At 74.5% G+C, this 17,632-nt stretch carries 16 protein-coding genes and 1 rRNA gene; 1 reads left to right on the forward strand and 16 read right to left on the reverse strand.

Annotation, left to right across the window (positions count from 1 at the left end):
* The 16 genes from Q0195_RS06910 to Q0195_RS06985 all read right to left on the reverse strand — a co-directional run.
* A 16S ribosomal RNA gene (locus tag Q0195_RS06910) occupies positions 1-267 on the reverse strand; the annotation flags it as partial.
* 737 nt (positions 268-1,004) lie between these two features.
* Positions 1,005-2,273: a tyrosine--tRNA ligase gene (gene tyrS, locus Q0195_RS06915; protein WP_299276307.1), complete on the reverse strand. Its 1,269-nt coding sequence runs from the start codon at positions 2,271-2,273 to the stop codon at positions 1,005-1,007.
* 289 nt (positions 2,274-2,562) lie between these two features.
* Complete coding sequence (locus Q0195_RS06920) at positions 2,563-3,171, reverse strand: DNA-3-methyladenine glycosylase (protein ID WP_299276310.1); 609 nt, start codon at positions 3,169-3,171, stop codon at positions 2,563-2,565.
* The gene (gene argH / locus Q0195_RS06925; RefSeq protein ID WP_299276313.1) at positions 3,168-4,604 is read right to left on the reverse strand and encodes an argininosuccinate lyase; all 1,437 of its coding nucleotides are present in this window, start codon (positions 4,602-4,604) and stop codon (positions 3,168-3,170) included. Before argH ends, Q0195_RS06920 begins: the two co-directional genes overlap by 4 nt.
* The gene (locus Q0195_RS06930; RefSeq protein ID WP_299276316.1) at positions 4,597-5,883 is read right to left on the reverse strand and encodes an argininosuccinate synthase; all 1,287 of its coding nucleotides are present in this window, start codon (positions 5,881-5,883) and stop codon (positions 4,597-4,599) included. The genes argH and Q0195_RS06930 overlap by 8 nt, the downstream gene beginning before the upstream one ends.
* Complete coding sequence (gene argR / locus Q0195_RS06935) at positions 5,880-6,452, reverse strand: arginine repressor (RefSeq protein WP_299276318.1); 573 nt, start codon at positions 6,450-6,452, stop codon at positions 5,880-5,882. The genes Q0195_RS06930 and argR overlap by 4 nt, the downstream gene beginning before the upstream one ends.
* Positions 6,449-7,390: an ornithine carbamoyltransferase gene (argF, locus tag Q0195_RS06940; RefSeq protein ID WP_299276321.1), complete on the reverse strand. Its 942-nt coding sequence runs from the start codon at positions 7,388-7,390 to the stop codon at positions 6,449-6,451. The genes argR and argF overlap by 4 nt, the downstream gene beginning before the upstream one ends.
* The gene (locus Q0195_RS06945) at positions 7,387-8,622 is read right to left on the reverse strand and encodes an acetylornithine transaminase (protein ID WP_299276392.1); all 1,236 of its coding nucleotides are present in this window, start codon (positions 8,620-8,622) and stop codon (positions 7,387-7,389) included. The genes argF and Q0195_RS06945 overlap by 4 nt, the downstream gene beginning before the upstream one ends.
* A gap of 5 nt (positions 8,623-8,627) precedes the next feature.
* Positions 8,628-9,554: an acetylglutamate kinase gene (argB, locus tag Q0195_RS06950; protein ID WP_299276324.1), complete on the reverse strand. Its 927-nt coding sequence runs from the start codon at positions 9,552-9,554 to the stop codon at positions 8,628-8,630.
* Positions 9,551-10,717 (reverse strand): bifunctional glutamate N-acetyltransferase/amino-acid acetyltransferase ArgJ, encoded by a 1,167-nt coding sequence (argJ, locus tag Q0195_RS06955; RefSeq protein ID WP_299276327.1) that lies wholly within the window; start codon positions 10,715-10,717, stop codon positions 9,551-9,553. The genes argB and argJ overlap by 4 nt, the downstream gene beginning before the upstream one ends.
* Positions 10,714-11,790 (reverse strand): N-acetyl-gamma-glutamyl-phosphate reductase, encoded by a 1,077-nt coding sequence (gene argC / locus Q0195_RS06960; RefSeq protein ID WP_299276330.1) that lies wholly within the window; start codon positions 11,788-11,790, stop codon positions 10,714-10,716. Before argC ends, argJ begins: the two co-directional genes overlap by 4 nt.
* A gap of 86 nt (positions 11,791-11,876) precedes the next feature.
* On the reverse strand, positions 11,877-12,374 hold the full coding sequence (locus Q0195_RS06965) for a flavodoxin domain-containing protein (protein ID WP_299276331.1): 498 nt from the start codon (positions 12,372-12,374) through the stop codon (positions 11,877-11,879).
* 60 nt (positions 12,375-12,434) lie between these two features.
* Complete coding sequence (locus Q0195_RS06970; RefSeq protein ID WP_299276333.1) at positions 12,435-13,517, reverse strand: crosslink repair DNA glycosylase YcaQ family protein; 1,083 nt, start codon at positions 13,515-13,517, stop codon at positions 12,435-12,437.
* Positions 13,518-13,575: 58 nt separating this feature from the next.
* The gene (locus tag Q0195_RS06975) at positions 13,576-14,217 is read right to left on the reverse strand and encodes a response regulator transcription factor (RefSeq protein ID WP_299276336.1); all 642 of its coding nucleotides are present in this window, start codon (positions 14,215-14,217) and stop codon (positions 13,576-13,578) included.
* 10 nt (positions 14,218-14,227) lie between these two features.
* Positions 14,228-15,511, reverse strand: a complete 1,284-nt coding sequence (locus Q0195_RS06980) for a sensor domain-containing protein (protein WP_299276338.1) — start codon at positions 15,509-15,511, stop codon at positions 14,228-14,230.
* A gap of 1 nt (position 15,512) precedes the next feature.
* On the reverse strand, positions 15,513-16,895 hold the full coding sequence (locus tag Q0195_RS06985; RefSeq protein WP_299276340.1) for an acyltransferase family protein: 1,383 nt from the start codon (positions 16,893-16,895) through the stop codon (positions 15,513-15,515).
* A 152-nt stretch (positions 16,896-17,047) separates the two neighbouring features.
* On the opposite strand from Q0195_RS06985, the gene Q0195_RS06990 reads away from it, so the two are divergent.
* Positions 17,048-17,497 carry a hypothetical protein gene (locus Q0195_RS06990; RefSeq protein WP_299276343.1) on the forward strand — a complete coding sequence of 150 codons (450 nt, stop codon included), beginning with the start codon at positions 17,048-17,050 and terminating at the stop codon, positions 17,495-17,497.
* The last annotated feature ends 135 nt before the right edge of the window (positions 17,498-17,632 follow it).

Consider the following 17,632-nt stretch of genomic DNA (forward strand, 5'->3'; position numbering starts at 1 on the left):
GGCCATCACCCCACCAACAAGCTGATAGGCCGCGAGCCCATCCCCAACCGATAAATCTTTCCACACACACCCATGCAGACATGTGTGAACATCCAGTATTAGCCACGATTTCTCGCGGTTATCCCGAAGTCAGGGGCAGGTTACTCACGTGTTACTCACCCGTTCGCCACTAATCCACCCCAGCAAGCTGGAGCTTCATCGTTCGACTTGCATGTGTTAAGCACGCCGCCAGCGTTCGTCCTGAGCCAGGATCAAACTCTCCGTAAATGATCAACGCCACCCCACACCCACACAGGGCACAGGGCAACAACCATACGAAGACAACCCACCACCAACCGGCAGTGAGCAATCCAGGCAAACACCCACCCCACCGACGAGGCAGCGAGGCAGGCATAACCAAACAAACAACCCCAAACCCCAAAAAAGGGGCTCAGAGCCAAATGGCATCACAAACTTGGCACACTGTTGAGTTCTCAAGAAACAGACACACACCACCCAGACCCAGCCACCAGGACCAAGTCCGGCATGGGGCGGCGACTCACTCTACTCGAGCGACCCAGCGTGATCAACCTGCGGCTGACGTGATCTGCGCCTCTCGGCTCCCTCACCCGGGCGTGAGTGACTCGCGCTGTATCGGGTGCGGGGCTGCCGCTTCGGGACCGGCCACTCGGCCTGCCGGCCGCTTCGTGTCCGTGCCTCCCTGTGGGGCAACGAGAGGAAACATTACGGGCCCGGCGGGGCTTCGTCAAACGTGCCCGCAGCGCCACCTCGGGGTGCCCAGATTGTGGCCCTGACCTGCTGTTTCATCCCTCGTCAGGGGTCTCCGGAGGCCTGTCGGACGCCGATACCGACCCTGAGAGGTCGTTCACACGGCGTGCCTCCCCCCGTTCCGCCACCGGCTTGGTATCGGTGCGCCACCCGGCCCGAGAACGCCGACGGCGCCCGACCGTCGGACGTGGGTCCGTCGGTCGGGCGCCGTGGGGTCGATCAGCGCCGGCAGTGGCTCAGGTGTCGCTCACCTCGGCGACGGCGAGGTTCCGGCGGCCCCGCCGGAGCAGCACCCAGCGGCCGGCGAGGAGGTCCTCCGGCGCGAGCACGTGGTCCTCGTCGGTGACCTTGACGTTGTTGAGGTAGGCCCCGCCCTCCGCGATCGTGCGGCGGGCGGCGGACCGTCCGTTCGCCAGCCCGGTCGCGACGAGGAGGTCGACGACGTTGGACTCCCCCACCACCGCGGTGCCGCGTGGCAGCTCGGCCACTGCGTGACCGAGCGTCTCGGGGTCGAGGTCGCGCAGGTCCCCCCGGCCGAAGAGGGCCCGGGAGGCGCGCTCCACCCGCTCGGTGGCGGCGGCGCCGTGGACGAGGGTCGTGACGTCCTGGGCCAGCACCCGTTGGGCCTCGCGGGCCTGCGGTCGCTCGCGCACCGCGGTGGCGAGCTCGGCGATCTCCTCCCGGGAGCGGAAGGTGAAGATCTTGAGGAAGCGCTCGGCGTCGTCGTCCTCGGTGTTGAGCCAGAACTGGTAGAAGGCGTACGGGCTCATCATGTCCGGGGCCAGCCACACCGCCCCGCCCTCGGTCTTGCCGAACTTCGTGCCGTCGGCCTTGGTGATGAGCGGGGTGGTCAGGGCGTGGGCCGTGCGCCCGTCGGCCTTGCGGATGAGCTCGACCCCGGAGAGCAGGTTGCCCCACTGGTCGTTGCCGCCGGTCTGCAGGATGCAGTCGTAGCGGCGGTTGAGCTCGAGGAAGTCCATGCCCTGGAGGATCTGGTAGCTGAACTCGGTGAAGGAGATGCCCTCCTCGCTGGCCAGCCGGCGGGCGACGGTGTCCTTGGCGAGCATCGTGCCCAGGCGGTAGTGCTTGCCGATCTCGCGCAGGAAGTCGATGGCGCTGAGGTCCGCGGTCCAGTCGAGGTTGTTGACCATCCGGGCCGCGTTGGGCCCCTCGAAGTCGAGGAACGGTTCGATCTGCGCGCGCAGCCGCTCGGTCCACTCGGCGACCACCTCCCGGTCGTTGAGCGTGCGCTCCCCTGACATGCGTGGGTCGCCGATGAGCCCGGTCGCCCCGCCGACGAGGGCGATGGGCCGGTGGCCGGCCAGCTGCAGGTGGCGCAGCACGATGAGCTGGACGAGGTGCCCGTGGTGCAGGCTGGGCGCCGTCGGGTCGAAGCCGCAGTAGTACGTGATGGGTCCCGCGGCCAGGGCGGCGCCGATGGCGTCGCGGTCGGTGGACTGGGCGATGAGCCCGCGCCACTCCAGCTCGTCGAGGATGTCACTCACGTCTGCGCACCTTCCTGGTCGTCGGGACCCGGTTCGGTCCCGGGGTCTAGTGTGCCCTGCCCGCGGTGCGGGTCGTGACCGCCCTGCGCACCTCACGCCCGCCGGTTCCGGCGCGGACGCCCTGCCGGAGCGGACCTGGTCGCCCTGTCGGAACGGGCCGGAGGTCGCCCTGTCGGAGCGGGCCGGAAGTCGATCTGCCGGAACGTCTCAACACCGGCGTCCGGCGTCCGATGGTCATGGGTGTACGGCCCCTGTTGCTCCCCCCGGTGGCAGGGGCCGTACCCGTACCTCAGCGGCGACGACGCCGCACGCCGGGGCGGTACGCGGAGACGGTGGGCTCACCCGGCAGCCAGAACCGCCACGGGAAGACCTGCCCGTCGCCCCCCGGTCCGGCGACCCCGACGCGGGGGCCGGTCTCGTACCGGCTCGGCGGGTGCTCCGGCGGGTGCAGCTCGCCCCGGCCGGCGCCCAGGACGAGCCCGTTGTCCGCGCCGGTGAGGCCCAGCGCCTGGGCCAGCCGGGCGGGGCCGCGGGCCAGGTCGACGTCGCGCCGCGCAGCCGGGCGCCGGGAGCGGGCCAGCTCCAGCCCCTCGACGACCTCACCGCCCCGCAGCAGCACCGCGCTGGCCGCGCCCTCCACACCGCACACGACGTTGGCACACCAGTGCATCCCGTAGGTGAAGTACACGTACAGCCGGCCCGGCGGGCCGAACATCACCTCGGTGCGGGGCGTGCGGCCCCGGTAGGCGTGGGAGCCCGGGTCGCCGGCACCGTCGTAGGCCTCGACCTCGGTGAGCCGCACGGTGACCACGCCCTCGTCGTCGCGGACGGTGAGGTGGGCCCCGAGCAGCCGCGGGGCCACCTCCAGCGACGAGCCGGTGAGGTCGAGGTCGGTCACCGCGCGGCCGGGCCTCCGGTGGTCGAGGCCGCCCACTCCCGCAGGCGGGTGAGCTCGGCGCGTGCCGCGGCCAGCTGCTCGGCCACCCGCTGCGGGGCGGTGCCGCCGCGGCCGTCGCGGGAGGCGATGGACCCCTCGACGCTGAGCACCGTGCGCACCTCGGGGGTGAGGTGCGGGGAGACCGCGGCGAGCTCGGCGTCGGTGAGGTCCCACAGCTCCTTGCCTGCCTCCTCGCACACCCGCACGCAGGCGCCGGCGATCTCGTGGGCGTCCCGGAACGGCACGCCCTGGCGCACGAGCCACTCGGCGACGTCGGTCGCCAGGGAGAAGCCCTGCGGGGCGAGGGCGGCCATCCGCTCGGTGTCGAAGGTCAGCGTCGCCACCATGCCGCAGACCGCGGGCAGGAGCACGGACAGGGTGTCCACCCCGTCGAAGACTGGCTCCTTGTCCTCCTGCAGGTCGCGGTTGTAGGCCAGCGGCAGACCTTTGAGCGTGGCCAGCAGCCCGGTGAGGTCGCCGATGAGCCGACCCGCCTTGCCGCGGGCGAGCTCGGCGACGTCGGGGTTCTTCTTCTGCGGCATGATCGACGAGCCGGTGGAGTAGGCGTCGTCGAGCCGGACGAAGCCGAACTCCTTGGTCGCCCAGACGATGACCTCCTCGCTGATCCGCGAGAGGTCCACCCCGACCATGGCCACGACGAAGGCGAACTCGGCGACGACGTCGCGTGCGGCCGTGCCGTCGATGGAGTTCTCCACCGAGTCGGTGAAGCCGAGGTCCGCGGCGACGGCGCGGGGGTCCAGCCCGAGGGAGGACCCGGCCAGCGCGCCCGAGCCGTAGGGCGAGACGGCGGCCCGCCGGTCCCAGTCCACCCAACGCTCGACGTCGCGCAGCAGCGGCCACGCGTGGGCGAGCAGGTGGTGGGCCAGCAGCACCGGCTGGGCGTGCTGGAGGTGGGTGCGGCCCGGCATGACCGCGTCCGGGTGGGCGGCGGCCTGGTCGACCAGCGCCGCCACGACGTCGAGCACCCCGCCGGCGAGGAGCCGGGCCTGCTCGCGCAGGTAGGCCCGCACGAGGGTGGCGATCTGGTCGTTGCGGGACCGGCCGGCGCGGAGCTTGCCGCCGAGGGCTGCACCGGCCCGCTCGATGAGGCCCCGCTCGAGGGCGGTGTGGACGTCCTCGTCGTCGGGCTGCGGGGCGAAGGCCCCGGAGACGACGTCGGCCTCGAGCCGGTCGAGCGCGTCGAGCATCCCGCCCAGGTCGGTCTCGTCGAGCAGGCCGGCGGCGGCCAGCGCCCGGGCGTGGGCCCGGGAGCCGGCGATGTCGTGCCGGGCGAGGCGCCAGTCGAAGTGGGTGGAACGGGACAGCTCGGTCAGGGCGTCGGCCGGGCCGCCGCTGAACCGCCCTCCCCACAGGCTGAGCGGCGCCTCACCCATGGTCGGCCGCCTGGAGGGTGCCGGTGCCCACGTCCACGGCGTTGCCGAAGGCGGCGTCCCGGGCCGCGGCGAGCTTGGCCGTCATGCCGTAGATCTCGATGAAGCCCTTGGCGTTGGACTGGTCGAAGGTGTCGCCCGAGTCGTAGGTCGCGAGGTTGAAGTCGTACAGGCTGGCGTCGCTGCGGCGACCGGTGACCACGGCGCGGCCGCCGTGGAGGAGGAGGCGGATGTCGCCGGAGACGTAGCGCTGGGTGTCGGCGATGAAGGCGTCCAGCGAGCGCTTGAGCGGGGAGAACCACTGGCCGTCGTAGACGAGCTCGGTCCAGCGCTGGTCGACGATCTTCTTGAAGCGGGCCTGCTCGCGCTCGACCGTGACGTTCTCCAGCTCCTGGTGGGCGGTGATGAGCGCGATCGCGCCGGGGGCCTCGTAGACCTCGCGGGACTTGATGCCGACGAGCCGGTCCTCGACGATGTCGATCCGGCCCACGCCCTGGGCGCCGGCGCGGCGGTTGAGCTCCTGGATCGCCTGGAGCGGGGTCACCGGCACGCCGTCGAGCGCGACGGGCACGCCCTGCTCGAAGGTGATGACGACCTCGTCGGGCACGGGCGGGAACGCCGGGTCGTCGGTGTAGCTGTAGACGTCCTTGGTGGGGGCGTTCCAGATGTCCTCGAGGAAGCCGGTCTCGATGGCCCGGCCCCAGACGTTCTGGTCGATGGAGAAGGGGTTGTTCTTCGTCGTCTCGATCGGCAGCTGGTGGCGCTGGGCGTAGTCGATGGCGACGTCGCGGGTCAGCGCGAGGTCACGGACGGGCGCGAGGCACTTGAGGTCCGGGGCGAGGGAGGTGATGCCGACCTCGAAACGGACCTGGTCGTTGCCCTTGCCGGTGCAGCCGTGGGCCACCGTCGTCGCGCCGAACTGGCGGGCGGCACGGACCAGGTGCTTGACGATGACGGGGCGGGAGAGCGCCGAGATCACCGGGTAGCGGTCCTGGTAGAGGGCGTTGGCCTGCAGGGCGGGCATGCAGTACTCGGCGGCGAACTCGTCGCGGGCGTCGGCGACGTAGGCCTCGACGGCGCCGCAGTCGAGGGCGCGCTGCCGGATGACCTCGAGGTCCTCACCTCCCTGGCCGACGTCGACGGCGACGGCGATGACCTCGGCGCCGGTCTGCTCGCCGATCCAGCCGATGGCCACCGAGGTGTCCAGGCCGCCGGAGTAGGCCAGGACGACGCGCTCCTTGCCGGTGGTCGAAGTGCTGGACGGTGCGGTGCTCTCAGTCATGCGTTGGTCTCTTTCACTGGTTCGTGCGGGACGTCGGCCGGCCGCGGCGCGGTCCGACCGTTGGTGTTCGGGGCGGCCAGCGACAGCAGCCGCTCGGTGAGCGCAGCGCCGGCGTCGGGGTCGCGGGTGATGACGAGGACGGTGTCGTCCCCGGCGATGGTGCCGATGACCTCGGGCAGCACCGCGGTGTCGACGGCGGAGGCGAGCAGCTGGGCGGCGCCCGCCGGGGTGCGCAGGACGACGAGCGCCCCGGACCGGTCGGCGGAGACGAGCAGCTCGCTGCACCACCGGGCCAGGCGCGCGGCCCCCTGGCCCTCCTCGGGGGCCACGGGCGGGGCCATCGCGCCGGCGGCCCCCTCCTCCGGCAGCGCGTAGACCTGGCTGCCGTCGGGGAGGGTGATCTTCCCGGCGCGCAGCTCGACGAGGTCGCGGGAGAGCGTCGCCTGGGTCACCCGGACCCCGTGCGAGGCGAGCTCGGCGGACAGCTCGGCCTGCGAGGAGATCCGCCGGCTGCTGAGCAGCCGGGCGATGAGCGCGTGCCGTGCCGCCCGGGTCACCGGGATGCTCACGTCCGCTCCTCGACGAGGTGGAGCAGGACGGCCTTCTGGGCGTGGCGGCGGTTCTCCGCCTCGTCCCAGATGACCGAGCGGGGTCCGTCGACGACGTCGGCGGTGGCCTCCGTGCCGCGGTAGACGGGCAGGCAGTGGAGGAAGATCGCGTCGTCGCCGCGCGCCATGAGCGCCTCGTCGACGCGGTAGGGGACGAAGGGCGTCCCCCGCTGCCCGGCCTGCTCCTCCTGGCCCATGGAGACCCACGTGTCGGTGGCGACGGCGGTGACGCCGTCGACCGCCGCGTGCGGGTCGGTGGTGACGAGCACCCGCCCGCCGGTCTCCGCGGCGATCTCCCGGGCCCGGGCGACGACCGCCGGGTCCGGTGCGTACTCGGCCGGGGCGGCGATGCGGACGTCGAGCCCGGCGACGGCGCCACCCAGGAGGTAGGAGTGGGCCATGTTGTTCGCCCCGTCGCCGAGGTAGGCGAGGGAGCGCCCGGCCAGCGCCGGACCCTCGGGGGCGAGCCCGCCGCGGTGCTCGGCGATGGTCTGCAGGTCGGCGAGCACCTGGCACGGGTGGAACTCGTCGGTCAGCGCGTTGACGACGGGCACCGCGCTGACGGCGGCCGCGCGGTCCAGGGTGTCCTGGGCGTAGGTGCGCCACACGATGGCGGCGACCTGCCGGTCGAGCACCCGCACCGTGTCCTCGACCGACTCCCCGCGGCCGGCCTGGGTGCCGGCGGACTCCAGGACGAGCGGGTAGCCGCCGAGCTCGTGGATGCCCACGGCGAAGGAGACACGGGTGCGGGTAGAGGCCTTGTCGAAGAGGACGGCGACCGACCGTCCCTCGAGCGGACGCGGCGCCGTCCTGCCCGCCTTGAGCGCGAGGGCGAGCTCGAGGACGGCCCGCTGGCCCTCGACGCCGAGGTCGTCGTCCCGCAGGAGGTGGGCGGTCACGCGGCACCTCCGGCGTCGAGCACGGCGGGCAGGTCGGCGACGAACTGGGCGGCCTGCTCCGCGCTGAGGATGAACGGTGGGGCCAGCCGGATGGCGTCGGGCGCCACGGGGTTGACGATGTACCCCGCCTCGAGCGCGGCCTGCGCGACCTCCCTGGACACCGGCCGGGTGAGGGTGACGGCGAGCAGCAGCCCCTCCCCGCGCACCCCGGCGACCAGCGGGTGGCCCAGGCCGGTGACGCCCTCGCGCAGCTGGCGGCCGCGCTCGGTGACGGCGGTGAGGAGGTCGTCGCGCTCGATGACGTGCAGCGTGGCCAGGGCGGCGGCCGCGGCGACGGGGTTGCCGCCGAAGGTGGTGCCGTGCTGGCCGGGGCCGAGCAGGCCGGCCGGTCCCTCGCCGAGGGCCACGACGGCGCCGATCGGGATGCCGCCGGCGAGCCCCTTGGCGAGGACGACGACGTCGGGTACGACGCCGCCGCCGATGTGCTCGTGGTGGTGGGCCATCCACCGACCGGTGCGGCCCACCCCGGTCTGCACCTCGTCGAGGATGAGCAGGGCGCCGTGGCGGGTGGTGAGCTCGCGGGCCGCGGCCAGGTAGCCGGGCGGCAGGGGACGCACACCGGCCTCGCCCTGGAGCGGCTCGAGGACGACCGCCGCGACGTCGTCGCCCATCGCGGCGGCGAGGGCGTCGACGTCACCGAAGGGCAGGTGCTCCACCCCGCCGGGCAGCGGGGCGAAGGGGTCGCGGTAGGCGGCCTTGTGGGTGAGCGCCAGCGCGCCCATCGTGCGGCCGTGGAAGGCGCCTTCGAGGGCGAGGATGCGGGGCCGGGCGCCGTCGCCGTGCCGGCGGGCGAGCTTGAAGGCGCCCTCCATCGCCTCGGTGCCGGAGTTGGCGAGGAAGACGCGGGAGCCGGCGGGGGCGCCGCCGCGCTCGACGACCTCGAGCAGACGCTCGGCGAGGTGCACCTGGGTGGGGGTGGCGAAGAAGTTCGACACGTGGCCGAGGGTGCCGAGCTGGGCCGAGACGGCCGAGACGAGCGTCGGGTGGGCGTGTCCCAGGGTGTTGACGGCGATGCCGCCGAGCAGGTCGAGGTAGCGCGCGCCGTCGGCGTCCCACACCCAGGGTCCCTCGCCGCGGACGAGGACGCGCTGCGGGGGCCCGAAGGTGTTCATCAGCGCGTTGCCGTAGCGCTCGGCCCAGACGGTGGCCGGCTGTGGGGTGTCGGGGACGATCTCGGTCACGGTGCCTCCTCCTGGCGGAGCTGTTCGGTCCAGTCGGGCAGCACGAGCGTGCCCACGCCCTCGTCGGTGAAGATCTCCAGCAGCACCGAGTGCGGCCGGCGCCCGTCGATGATGTGCGCCTGCGGCACCCCGCCGCGCACGGCCCGCAGGCACGCCTCCATCTTCGGCACCATCCCGGCCTGGAGGTCGGGCAGCATGAGGCTGAGCTCGCCGGCGGTGATGCGGCGGACGATGGAGGAGCGGTCGGGCCACGAGCGGTACAGGCCCTCGACGTCGGTGAGGACGACGAGCTTGCGGGCGCCGAGCGCGATGGCGACGGCGGCCGCGGCGGTGTCGGCGTTGACGTTGAGCACCTGGGAGCGGTCGGTGACGTCGGGCGCGATGGTCGAGATGACGGGGATGCGGCCGGCGGCGAGGAGGTCCTCCACGGCCGCGGGGTGCACCTCGACGACGTCCCCGACGAGCCCGATGTCGACCGGCTCGCCGTCGACGACGGCGGTGCGGCGCCGGGCCCGGAGCAGGCCGCCGTCCTCGCCGGAGATGCCCACCGCGTTGGCGGTCTGCTCGTTGAGGAGGGAGACGAGGTCGCGCTGCACCTGGCCGGTGAGGACCATCCGCACGACCTTCATCGCCTCGGGGGTGGTGACGCGCAGCCCGCCGCGGAACTCCGACACGATGCCGAGCCGGTCGAGCATGGCGGAGATCTGCGGGCCGCCGCCGTGGACGACGATCGGCTGCATCCCCACCTGGTGGAGGAACTGGATGTCGGCGGCGAAGGCGCGCTGGAGCCGCTCGTCGACCATGGCGTGGCCGCCGTACTTGATGACGACGCGGGTGCCGGCGAAGCGTTGCAGCCAGGGCAGCGCCTGGATGAGGACCTCGGCCTTCTGGTCGGGGCGGAGGTTGTCGGGCAGGTCGGTCATGTGGAGTAGGCGCTGTTCTCGTGGACGTAGTCGTGGGTGAGGTCGTTGGTCCACAGGGTCACCGGTGGGGCGTCCCCGGCGTGGAGGGCGACCTCGATGTGGACCTCGCGCGCGGCGGCCATGTCGACGAGGGCGCGGTCCTGGCCCACCCCGCCCCCGCGGCAGACCTGGACCCCGTTGATCGTGACGTCGAGCCGCTGCGGGTCGTACGGTGCCACCTCCTCCGGCACGGTGCCCGCGGCGGCGATGATCCGGCCCCAGTTGGGGTCGTTGCCGAAGATCGCTGCCTTGACGAGGTTGGAGCGGGCGATCGCACGGGCGACGGCGAGGGCGGCGTCCTCGGACGTCGCGCCGGTCACGGTGACGGCGACGTCGTGGCTGGCTCCCTCGGCATCGGCGACCAGGGCCCGGGCGAGCTGCCGGGCGGCGTCGGTCAGCGCCTCCTGGAAGGCGGCGGGGTCGGGGCGGACGCCGCTCGCGCCGGAGGCGAGGAGGACGACGGTGTCGTTGGTGGACATGGCCCCGTCGGAGTCGACGCGGTCGAAGCTCAGCCGGGTGGCCTCGCGGAGCATGGCGTCGGCCTGGGCGGCGTCGAGCTCGGCGTCGGTGGTCAGGACGCAGAGCATGGTCGCCAGGGCCGGGGCGAGCATCCCGGCGCCCTTGGCCATGCCGCCGACGGACCAGCCCTCGCCCCGGACGTGGACGGTCTTCGGGACGGTGTCGGTGGTCATGATCGCCTCGGCGGCGTCGGGACCGCCGTCGGGCGAGAGGGCGGCGACGGCGGCGTCGATCCCGGCGGTGAGGGCGGGCATGTCGAGCCGCTCGCCGATGAGGCCGGTGGAGCAGACGAGGACGTCGCCGGAGGAGACGTCGAGCCGCTGGGCGACGTGCTCGGCGGTGGCGTGCGTGTCGCCGAAGCCCTCCGGGCCGGTGCAGGCGTTGGCCCCGCCGGAGTTGAGGACGACGGCGCGCGCGATCCCGTCGCCGACGGCGGTGCGCGACCACACGACGGGGGCGGCGACGACGCGGTTGGTGGTGAAGACGGCGGCGGCGACGGCCGACGGGCCGTCGTTGACGACGAGGGCGACGTCCTTGCCCCCGCTGCTCTTCAGCCCGGCAGCGACGCCGGCGGCGCGGAAGCCCCGTGGGGCGGTGACGGTCACGGCGCGACCCCCACGGCGGTGAGGCCCAGGCCCTCGGGCAGCCCCAGGGCGAGGTTCATCGACTGGACGGCGGCACCGGCGGTGCCCTTGCCGAGGTTGTCGATGGCGCACACGGCCACGACGCGGCCGGCACGCTCGTCGACGGTGACCTGGACGTGGGCGGCGTTGGAGCCGAGGGTGGCGGCGGTCGTCGGCCACTGCCCCTCCGCCAGGAGGTGGACGAACGGCTCCTCGGCGTAGGCCTCGGCCCAGGCCCGGCGCACCGCGGCCGCGTCGGCGCCCGCCGCGAGCGGGGCGGTGACGGTGGCGAGGATGCCACGGGCCATGGGGACGAGCGTCGGCGTGAAGGACAGCCGCACGTCCGCCGCCCCGGCGCGGCGCAGGTTCTGCTCGATCTCCGGGATGTGCCGGTGGGTGCCCCCGACGGCGTAGGGGGCGGCGGAGCCGAGGCCCTCGCTGGCGAGCAGGTGGGGGCGCAGGGACTTGCCCGCCCCGGAGTAGCCGTTGGCCAGGACGGCGACGACGTCGCCGGGGTCGACGACGCCGGCGCCCACCCCCGGCTGCAGGGCGAGGGTGACGGCGGTGACGTTGCACCCCGGCACGGCGACGGTGCGGGCCTCGCGGAGCACCTGACGCTGGGCGGCGGCGGTGCCGCTCTCACCCGCGTGGCGCAGCTCGGCCATGCCGTAGGGCCAGGCGCCGGTGTGGGTGCCGCCGTAGAACTGCTCCCAGTCCGCGGCGCTCTCCAGCCGGTGGTCGGCGCCGCAGTCGACGAGGAGCGGGGTGGGCCCGTCCAGCGCGGCAAGCGCGTCGGTGAGCTCGCCCGAGGCGCCGTGCGGCAGGGCGATGACGACGACGTCGTGCTCGGCGAGGCGCGCGGGCTCGGTGGGCTCCAGGACGCGCTCAGCGAGCGGGCGCAGGTGGGGCTGGTGCTTGCCCAGGGGGTCGCCCGCGCTGGCGTTGGCGGTGAGGGCGCCGATCTCGACCTCGGGATGGGCGAGGAGGAGGCGCAGCACCTCGCCCCCGGCGTACCCACTGGCTCCGGCCACGGCTACTGAGACAGTCACCCGCATAACTATACACATGAGTGAATGAGGTGCCAGGACCGCGTCGGGACGTACCGCCGGTCCTCGCCGGCGCGCAGTGGCCGGGCCGGTGCTTACCGGGCGCCGGTGAGGTGCTCGCGCAGGTCGGCGTCGATCCGGCGCGCCCAGGCGCGCACGGCGTCCCAGTCCCGCAGGTCCCCCTGCGGGGCCCGGGTGAGCCGGGTGACCGACCGCTCACGCAGCGTGAGCAGGGCGGGGTCGAGACGGCCGGGGAAGGTGGCGGTGCCGACCGGGTCGACGGCGGCGACCACCCGGGGCTCGACCCGCTGCGGCTCGTCGGCCTCCGCACCGGCGAGGCCGACGGAGAAGACCCACGTGGGCAGGGCGGCGAGCGCCGCGGCGTTCCGCTCGGCGAAGTCCCGGGCGGGCGCCATCCAGCGGGACATGTAGACGGCGGAGCCGAGGACGACGGCCTCGGCGTCGCCGACCTCGGCGGTCTCGATGGGCTCGCGGCGGACGGTGTGCCCGCGGGCCGTGAGCTCGGCGGCGATCGCGTCGGCGATCTCGACCGAGGAGGAGTGCCTGGTGGCGGCGACGACGAGGATGCGCATGCCTCCACTGTGACGGGCGCCACGTACGGTTCCCAGGGACCTTGGTCCGGACGTCGCGCACTAGCGGGACAGGACGAGCTCGTGCTCCCGGCCGAGGTACCGCCCGTACCGTGCGGCGGCCTCCTCCACCGCAGCGACCTCGGCCGGGCGCAGGGTCCGGTAGGGCATGACCTCCAGCCGCAGCCGGGCGCCCACGCGGCGTCGCATGCTCGCCACGAGCCGGCCGTCGACGAGGACCATGCCCAGCGCCGCCTCCCTGCCGCGGGGGACCAGCCGTTCCGGGTCGAGCACCATGCGGCTGTCCTGGTAGCCGCGGTACATCTCGTCGAGCAGCTGGAGGAGGTGTGCCCGTGGCTCCTGCGCGGCCGGCGGGGCCGCGGCGTCGGGCGCGTGCCAGTAGGTGCGGCCGTCGTGGGCGAAGGAGGTGAGCCGGTCACCGACCAGCGCGAGCCCGCGGCGCACGTCGGTGAGCGTGAGCGTGGCCCAGTACGTGAGGTCGCGCTCGGTCGCGGGGCCGTGGCCGGTGAAGTACCGCAGCGCCACCTCGGCGAGCGCGTCGTCGCGGTCGCGCGGCGGCGCGGCCGGGACGCGGTCGGCGAGGCGGGCGTAGGTGTGGGTGCCGTCCCGCTCCCGGCCGCTGCACACGAGCCGGTCGACCTCGAGCAGCCCGAGGAGGAGCATGAGCTCCTGGCCGCCGAGGTCGAGCCCCTCCGCGGCCAGCAGGTCGGTGAGCTGGGCCCGGTCCTGGTCCGGTCGGGCGGCGAGCCCGTCGACGACCACCGACGTCGCCCCGTCGAGCCGCTCGGTGGTCCACCCGTGCTGGTCGGTGAGCCGGCGCAGCACGACGGGACGGACCCGGGGCGCGGTGAGCTCCAGCAGCCAGCCGACGTCGGCCGCCGCGACGAAGTGCCACGTCGGGCGCAGCACGTGGGTGCGGACGAGCTCGCCGGCCGCGAGCGCCGCGTCGAGGTCACCGGCGTCGGGACGGGTGGTGCGGCAGGCGACGGCCCAGCCGGCCTGGCCGCGGTTCTCGGCCTGGACGGCGAGCAGCCCGCGGACGACGTCCGCCGCGGACCTCGCGTGCGGCCGGACGAGGCGCTGGGAGCGCAGACGCCACCGGGCGATGTCGTGGTCGGTGGTCACGCGAGCCTCCTCGGGCGGGGAGGTCGACCCTACGGTGCGATGCGGCCGGCTGCCGACCTCATCTGCCGCGGAGCCACTGGAGCACGGCGAGCACCCGCCGGTGGTCGTCGGACGAGGGCGGCAGGTCGAGCTTGTCGAAGATCGAGGCGACGTGCTTCTCCACCGCCTTGAGGGTGACGACGAGGCGCCGGGCGATCGCCGCGTTCGTCCGGCCTTCCGCCATGAGGCCGAGCACCTCCCGCTCCCGTGGCGTCAGCCGGTCCAGCGGGGTGGCGCGGCGGGCGGCGAAGATCTGCGCGACGACGGTCGGGTCGAGGACCGTCCCGCCGGCGCACACCCGCTCCAGGGCGTCGGCGAGCTCGTCGAGCGCGGAGACCCGGTCCTTGAGGAGGTAGCCCACTCCCCCGCCGGTGGCGAGCAGGTCACCGGCGTAGGACTCCTCGACGTACTGGGACAGCACGAGCACGGCCGTGCCGGGCAGCTCCTGGCGGACCGCGAGCGCCGCGCGCAGCCCCTCGTCGGTGAACGACGGCGGCATCCGCACGTCGACCACCGCGACGTCCGGGCGGTGGTGCCGGACCGCCTCGCGCAGCGCGTCGCCGTCGCCCACGGCGGCGACGACGGTGCAGCCGGCCTCCTCGAGCAGCCGGACGAGGCCCTCGCGGAGCAGCACCGAGTCCTCGGCGAGCACGACACGCATCCAGCGGATGCTACGGGATGGTGGCGGTGACGACGGTCCCGCCGCCCTCCGGGCTGTGCACCTCGAGGGTCCCGTCGACGCCGGCGAGCCGGTCGCGCAGCCCGGCCAGCCCGTGCCCCTTGCCGACGTGGGCGCCCCCCACGCCGTCGTCGCTCACCACCACCCGCAGCACGCCGTCGTCGGTGATCCGCACGACGACCCGGGAGGCCCGGGAGTGCTTGGCCGCGTTGGCGAGGGACTCGGTGACGACGAAGTACGCCGCGGACTCCCGTGCCGGGGCGAACCGGGCGCCGGGCGGCAGGGCGATGTCGGTCTCCACGGGGATCGGGCACTGGCCCGCGACGGCGACGACGGCGGCGCGCAGCCCGCGGTCGACGAGCACCGGCGGGGCGATGCCGCGGGACAGGGTGCGCAGCTCGGAGAGCCCGAGCTGGACGTGCTCCAGGCTCTCGGCGACGAGCCGCTGGGTGGTCGCGGCGTCGCCCTCGGCGAGCCGGCGCTGGGCCGCCTCCAGGTCCATCGACACCCGCACGAGCCGCTGCTGGGGACCGTCGTGGATGTCCCGCTCGATCCGGCGCAGCGTCTCCGCCTCGGCGCCCACGACGGCGGCGCGGCTGCGGGTGAGGCTGGCGACCTGCTCCTCGAGCTCGGTGACACTCGTCGCCCCGAGGGTGACGCGGGCCCAGCCGTGGTGCAGCCACACCAGCCCGCGCACCACCCAGGGGGCGGTGAGGAGGAGGAGGACGCCGCCGACGACGTACAGCGCGTACTCCCCGGCGAGCCCGATGCCGAGCAGGTCGGCGAGCTGGTCGCCGTCCTCGGGCAGGGCCCACTCCCACAGGGGGTACAGGGTCGCGGCCACGCCGGTGGCCCACCAGGTGGCGGTGAGGACGAAGCTGAGCAGGGAGATGGGGAAGTTGAGGACCTGGAAGAGCAGGTCGAGCCAGCCCTGGCCGTGCTTGAGCCGGTCGACCACCCAGCGCAGGAAGCCCTCGCCGCTGCGGACGAACCGGCGCACCGGGGGCAGCGGGTAGCCCGCGGCGGCCAGCCGCCGCCGCTCGACGTCACCCAGGGCGCGGGCGGCGGCCAGGCCCACCGCCAGGACGAGGACGCCGAAGAGGAAGGCGACCAGCGAGGGCGCCCCGATCGAGACCGTCGCCACGAGGACGACGAAGCCGACGACGGCCAGCGGCAGGCAGAGCAGCAGGTAGCCGCTCTCCCGGGCGGCCCGCCGGTAGAGCCCGCGGTGGGGCGCGGTGGTGGGGCGGGTCGCCGTGGGGTGGGCAGCGGTCATCTCATTCTCCAGTCCTGGCGGCGGTGGGGGCCGCCGCACGGTGGGTCGACGGGACCGGCCGACGGGCCGGGCCGGTGCTCGACCGGAGGTGCAGCCACCGGTCGATCGTAGGGCGGTCGGCGAGCAGGGTGACCCCGGCGGCGACGGCGAGCGTCGCCACCCACGGGCTCCCGGCACCGAGGGGTGGGCCGGGTGCGAACCCGCCGACGGTCAGTCCGAGGAGGCCCGCGGGCACGAGCAGCGCCGCCACGGCGAGACGTGCCGGGTGCGGCCGGGCCGGTGCGGCGGGCCGGCGCTCGACCCTGCCCAGCAGGCGGACCGCCGCGGCGAGCACGAGGCCGAGCGCGGCGAGCCACAGCGGCAGCCCGAGGTACCAGGTGCCCGAGAAGGGCGGCGGGGTGCCGATCCCCAGGCCCAGGAGGCAGGTGCCGGCGACGACGACCAGCGCCGGGGTGTGCCAGAGGTACACCGTCATGACGACGCCGGAGAGCCGGTCGACGAGCCGACCGACGGTGGGGTGGTCGGCCCACCGCAGCGCCGCGGGGCGCAGCGCGGACGCCAGGCCCAGCTGCCCGGCGGCGAGCGGGAGCAGCACCGCGGCCGGTGGGCCCATCGGGGAGATCTCCGCCCCCGGCAGCCCGATCATGCTCGCGGGGTAGGGCCCGAGCAGGACCGCGCCGGCGACGACGGCGAAGCCACCCGCCGCGACGGCGAGCGCCCAGGTGCCGCGCAGCCACCACAGCCGGCCGGCGGCGTAGTGCACCCCCACCTGGTGGACGGCACCCCAGACGAGGAGGTCGTTGACGTAGGCGAGCTCCTCGGGGATCGCACCGGTGAACCGGGCGACGTCGACGAGGACGGCCCCGACCACCGCCGCGGCGACCTCGCCGCCGCGGGCCCGCGCCGCCAGCCGCACGAGGGCCGGGGCGCTCACGGTGACGACGGCGTACAAGGCGAGGAACCACAGCAGCGCCCCGACGTAGCGCCCGGCGGTGTGCACCGGCTGCGCGGGCAGGCCGAACGCGGTGAGCGCGGGGGTCAGCGGGAGCCAGACGGCGGCGAGCGCGAGCACCGGGACGGTGAGCCGGTGCAGCCGCCGGGAGACCCAGGCGGCAACGTCGGTGGCGCGCAGGCTCATCGCCGCTGCGGCGCCACCGGCGAAGAACAACAGCGGCACGACCTGGCCGACCCAGGTCACCGGCCACACCCAGGCAGCGGCGAAGGCGTTGCCGGTGTGCAGCACGTCGCCGTCGAGCCGCAGCACCGGCATCAGCCAGTGCTGCAGCACCACCAGGGCGACGGCGACCAGCCGGACGAGGTCGACGAAGCGGTCGCGCGCCGGGAGCGCTGCAAAGGCGGGCGCCGGGAGGGTCGTCGTGGACATGCTCCCAGCCTTCGCCACCCGGCCGCCGGGGTCAGTGGTGCCCACCGGCGTCGTCGTGCGGGGGTTGTCCCTACCCCGCAGGGGCCCTCCGGTCGCGGAGCCCCGCGTCCTGACGTTGCATGGGGGCCACCCCCGAGCGAAGGAGCGGACCGATGGACACGTGGATCTGGATCGTCATCGGCGTGGTCGTGCTGGCGGTCGTCATCATCGCCGTGCTGATGGTCAGCCGGCAGCGGGCTCGTCGGGAGCGGGAGGAGCGCGCCCGCCGGGACCGGGAGAACCGGGCGCACGCCCGCGACCTGCGGCAGCACGCCCAGGAGCAGGACCTCGCGGCCAAGGAGCGGGAGGCCGCGGCGATGGAGGCGCAGGCGCAGGCCCAGCGGGCCCGGGTCGAGGCGGAGCGCAAGGAGCACGAGGCGCGGCAGCGTACCCAGGCCGCCGACGAGGCGCGGTCCGTCGTCGAGCAGGAGCGGGCCGACGCCGACGCCCTCGACCCCGACCTGGGCGGCGACCCGCTCGACCGGCCGCAGGAGGACCGTACCGGCGGCCGCCACGCCGCCGACGTCGACCCCGACGGCCACCGCTCCCCCGACCAGCGCTGATCTCACCGGCAGCCCTCCTCGCCGGCCCGCCCGCACGGCGGCACCGCCACCGCCGGCCCGCCCGCACGGCAGCGCTACCACCGCGGGCCCTCCCGCCCCGCGGCGCCCCACCGGTCACCTCCGCGCCGAGCGCAG

It is taken from the genome of uncultured Georgenia sp., from assembly GCF_937958535.1.
In the GTDB taxonomy this organism is placed as follows: Bacteria; Actinomycetota; Actinomycetes; order Actinomycetales; family Actinomycetaceae; genus Oceanitalea.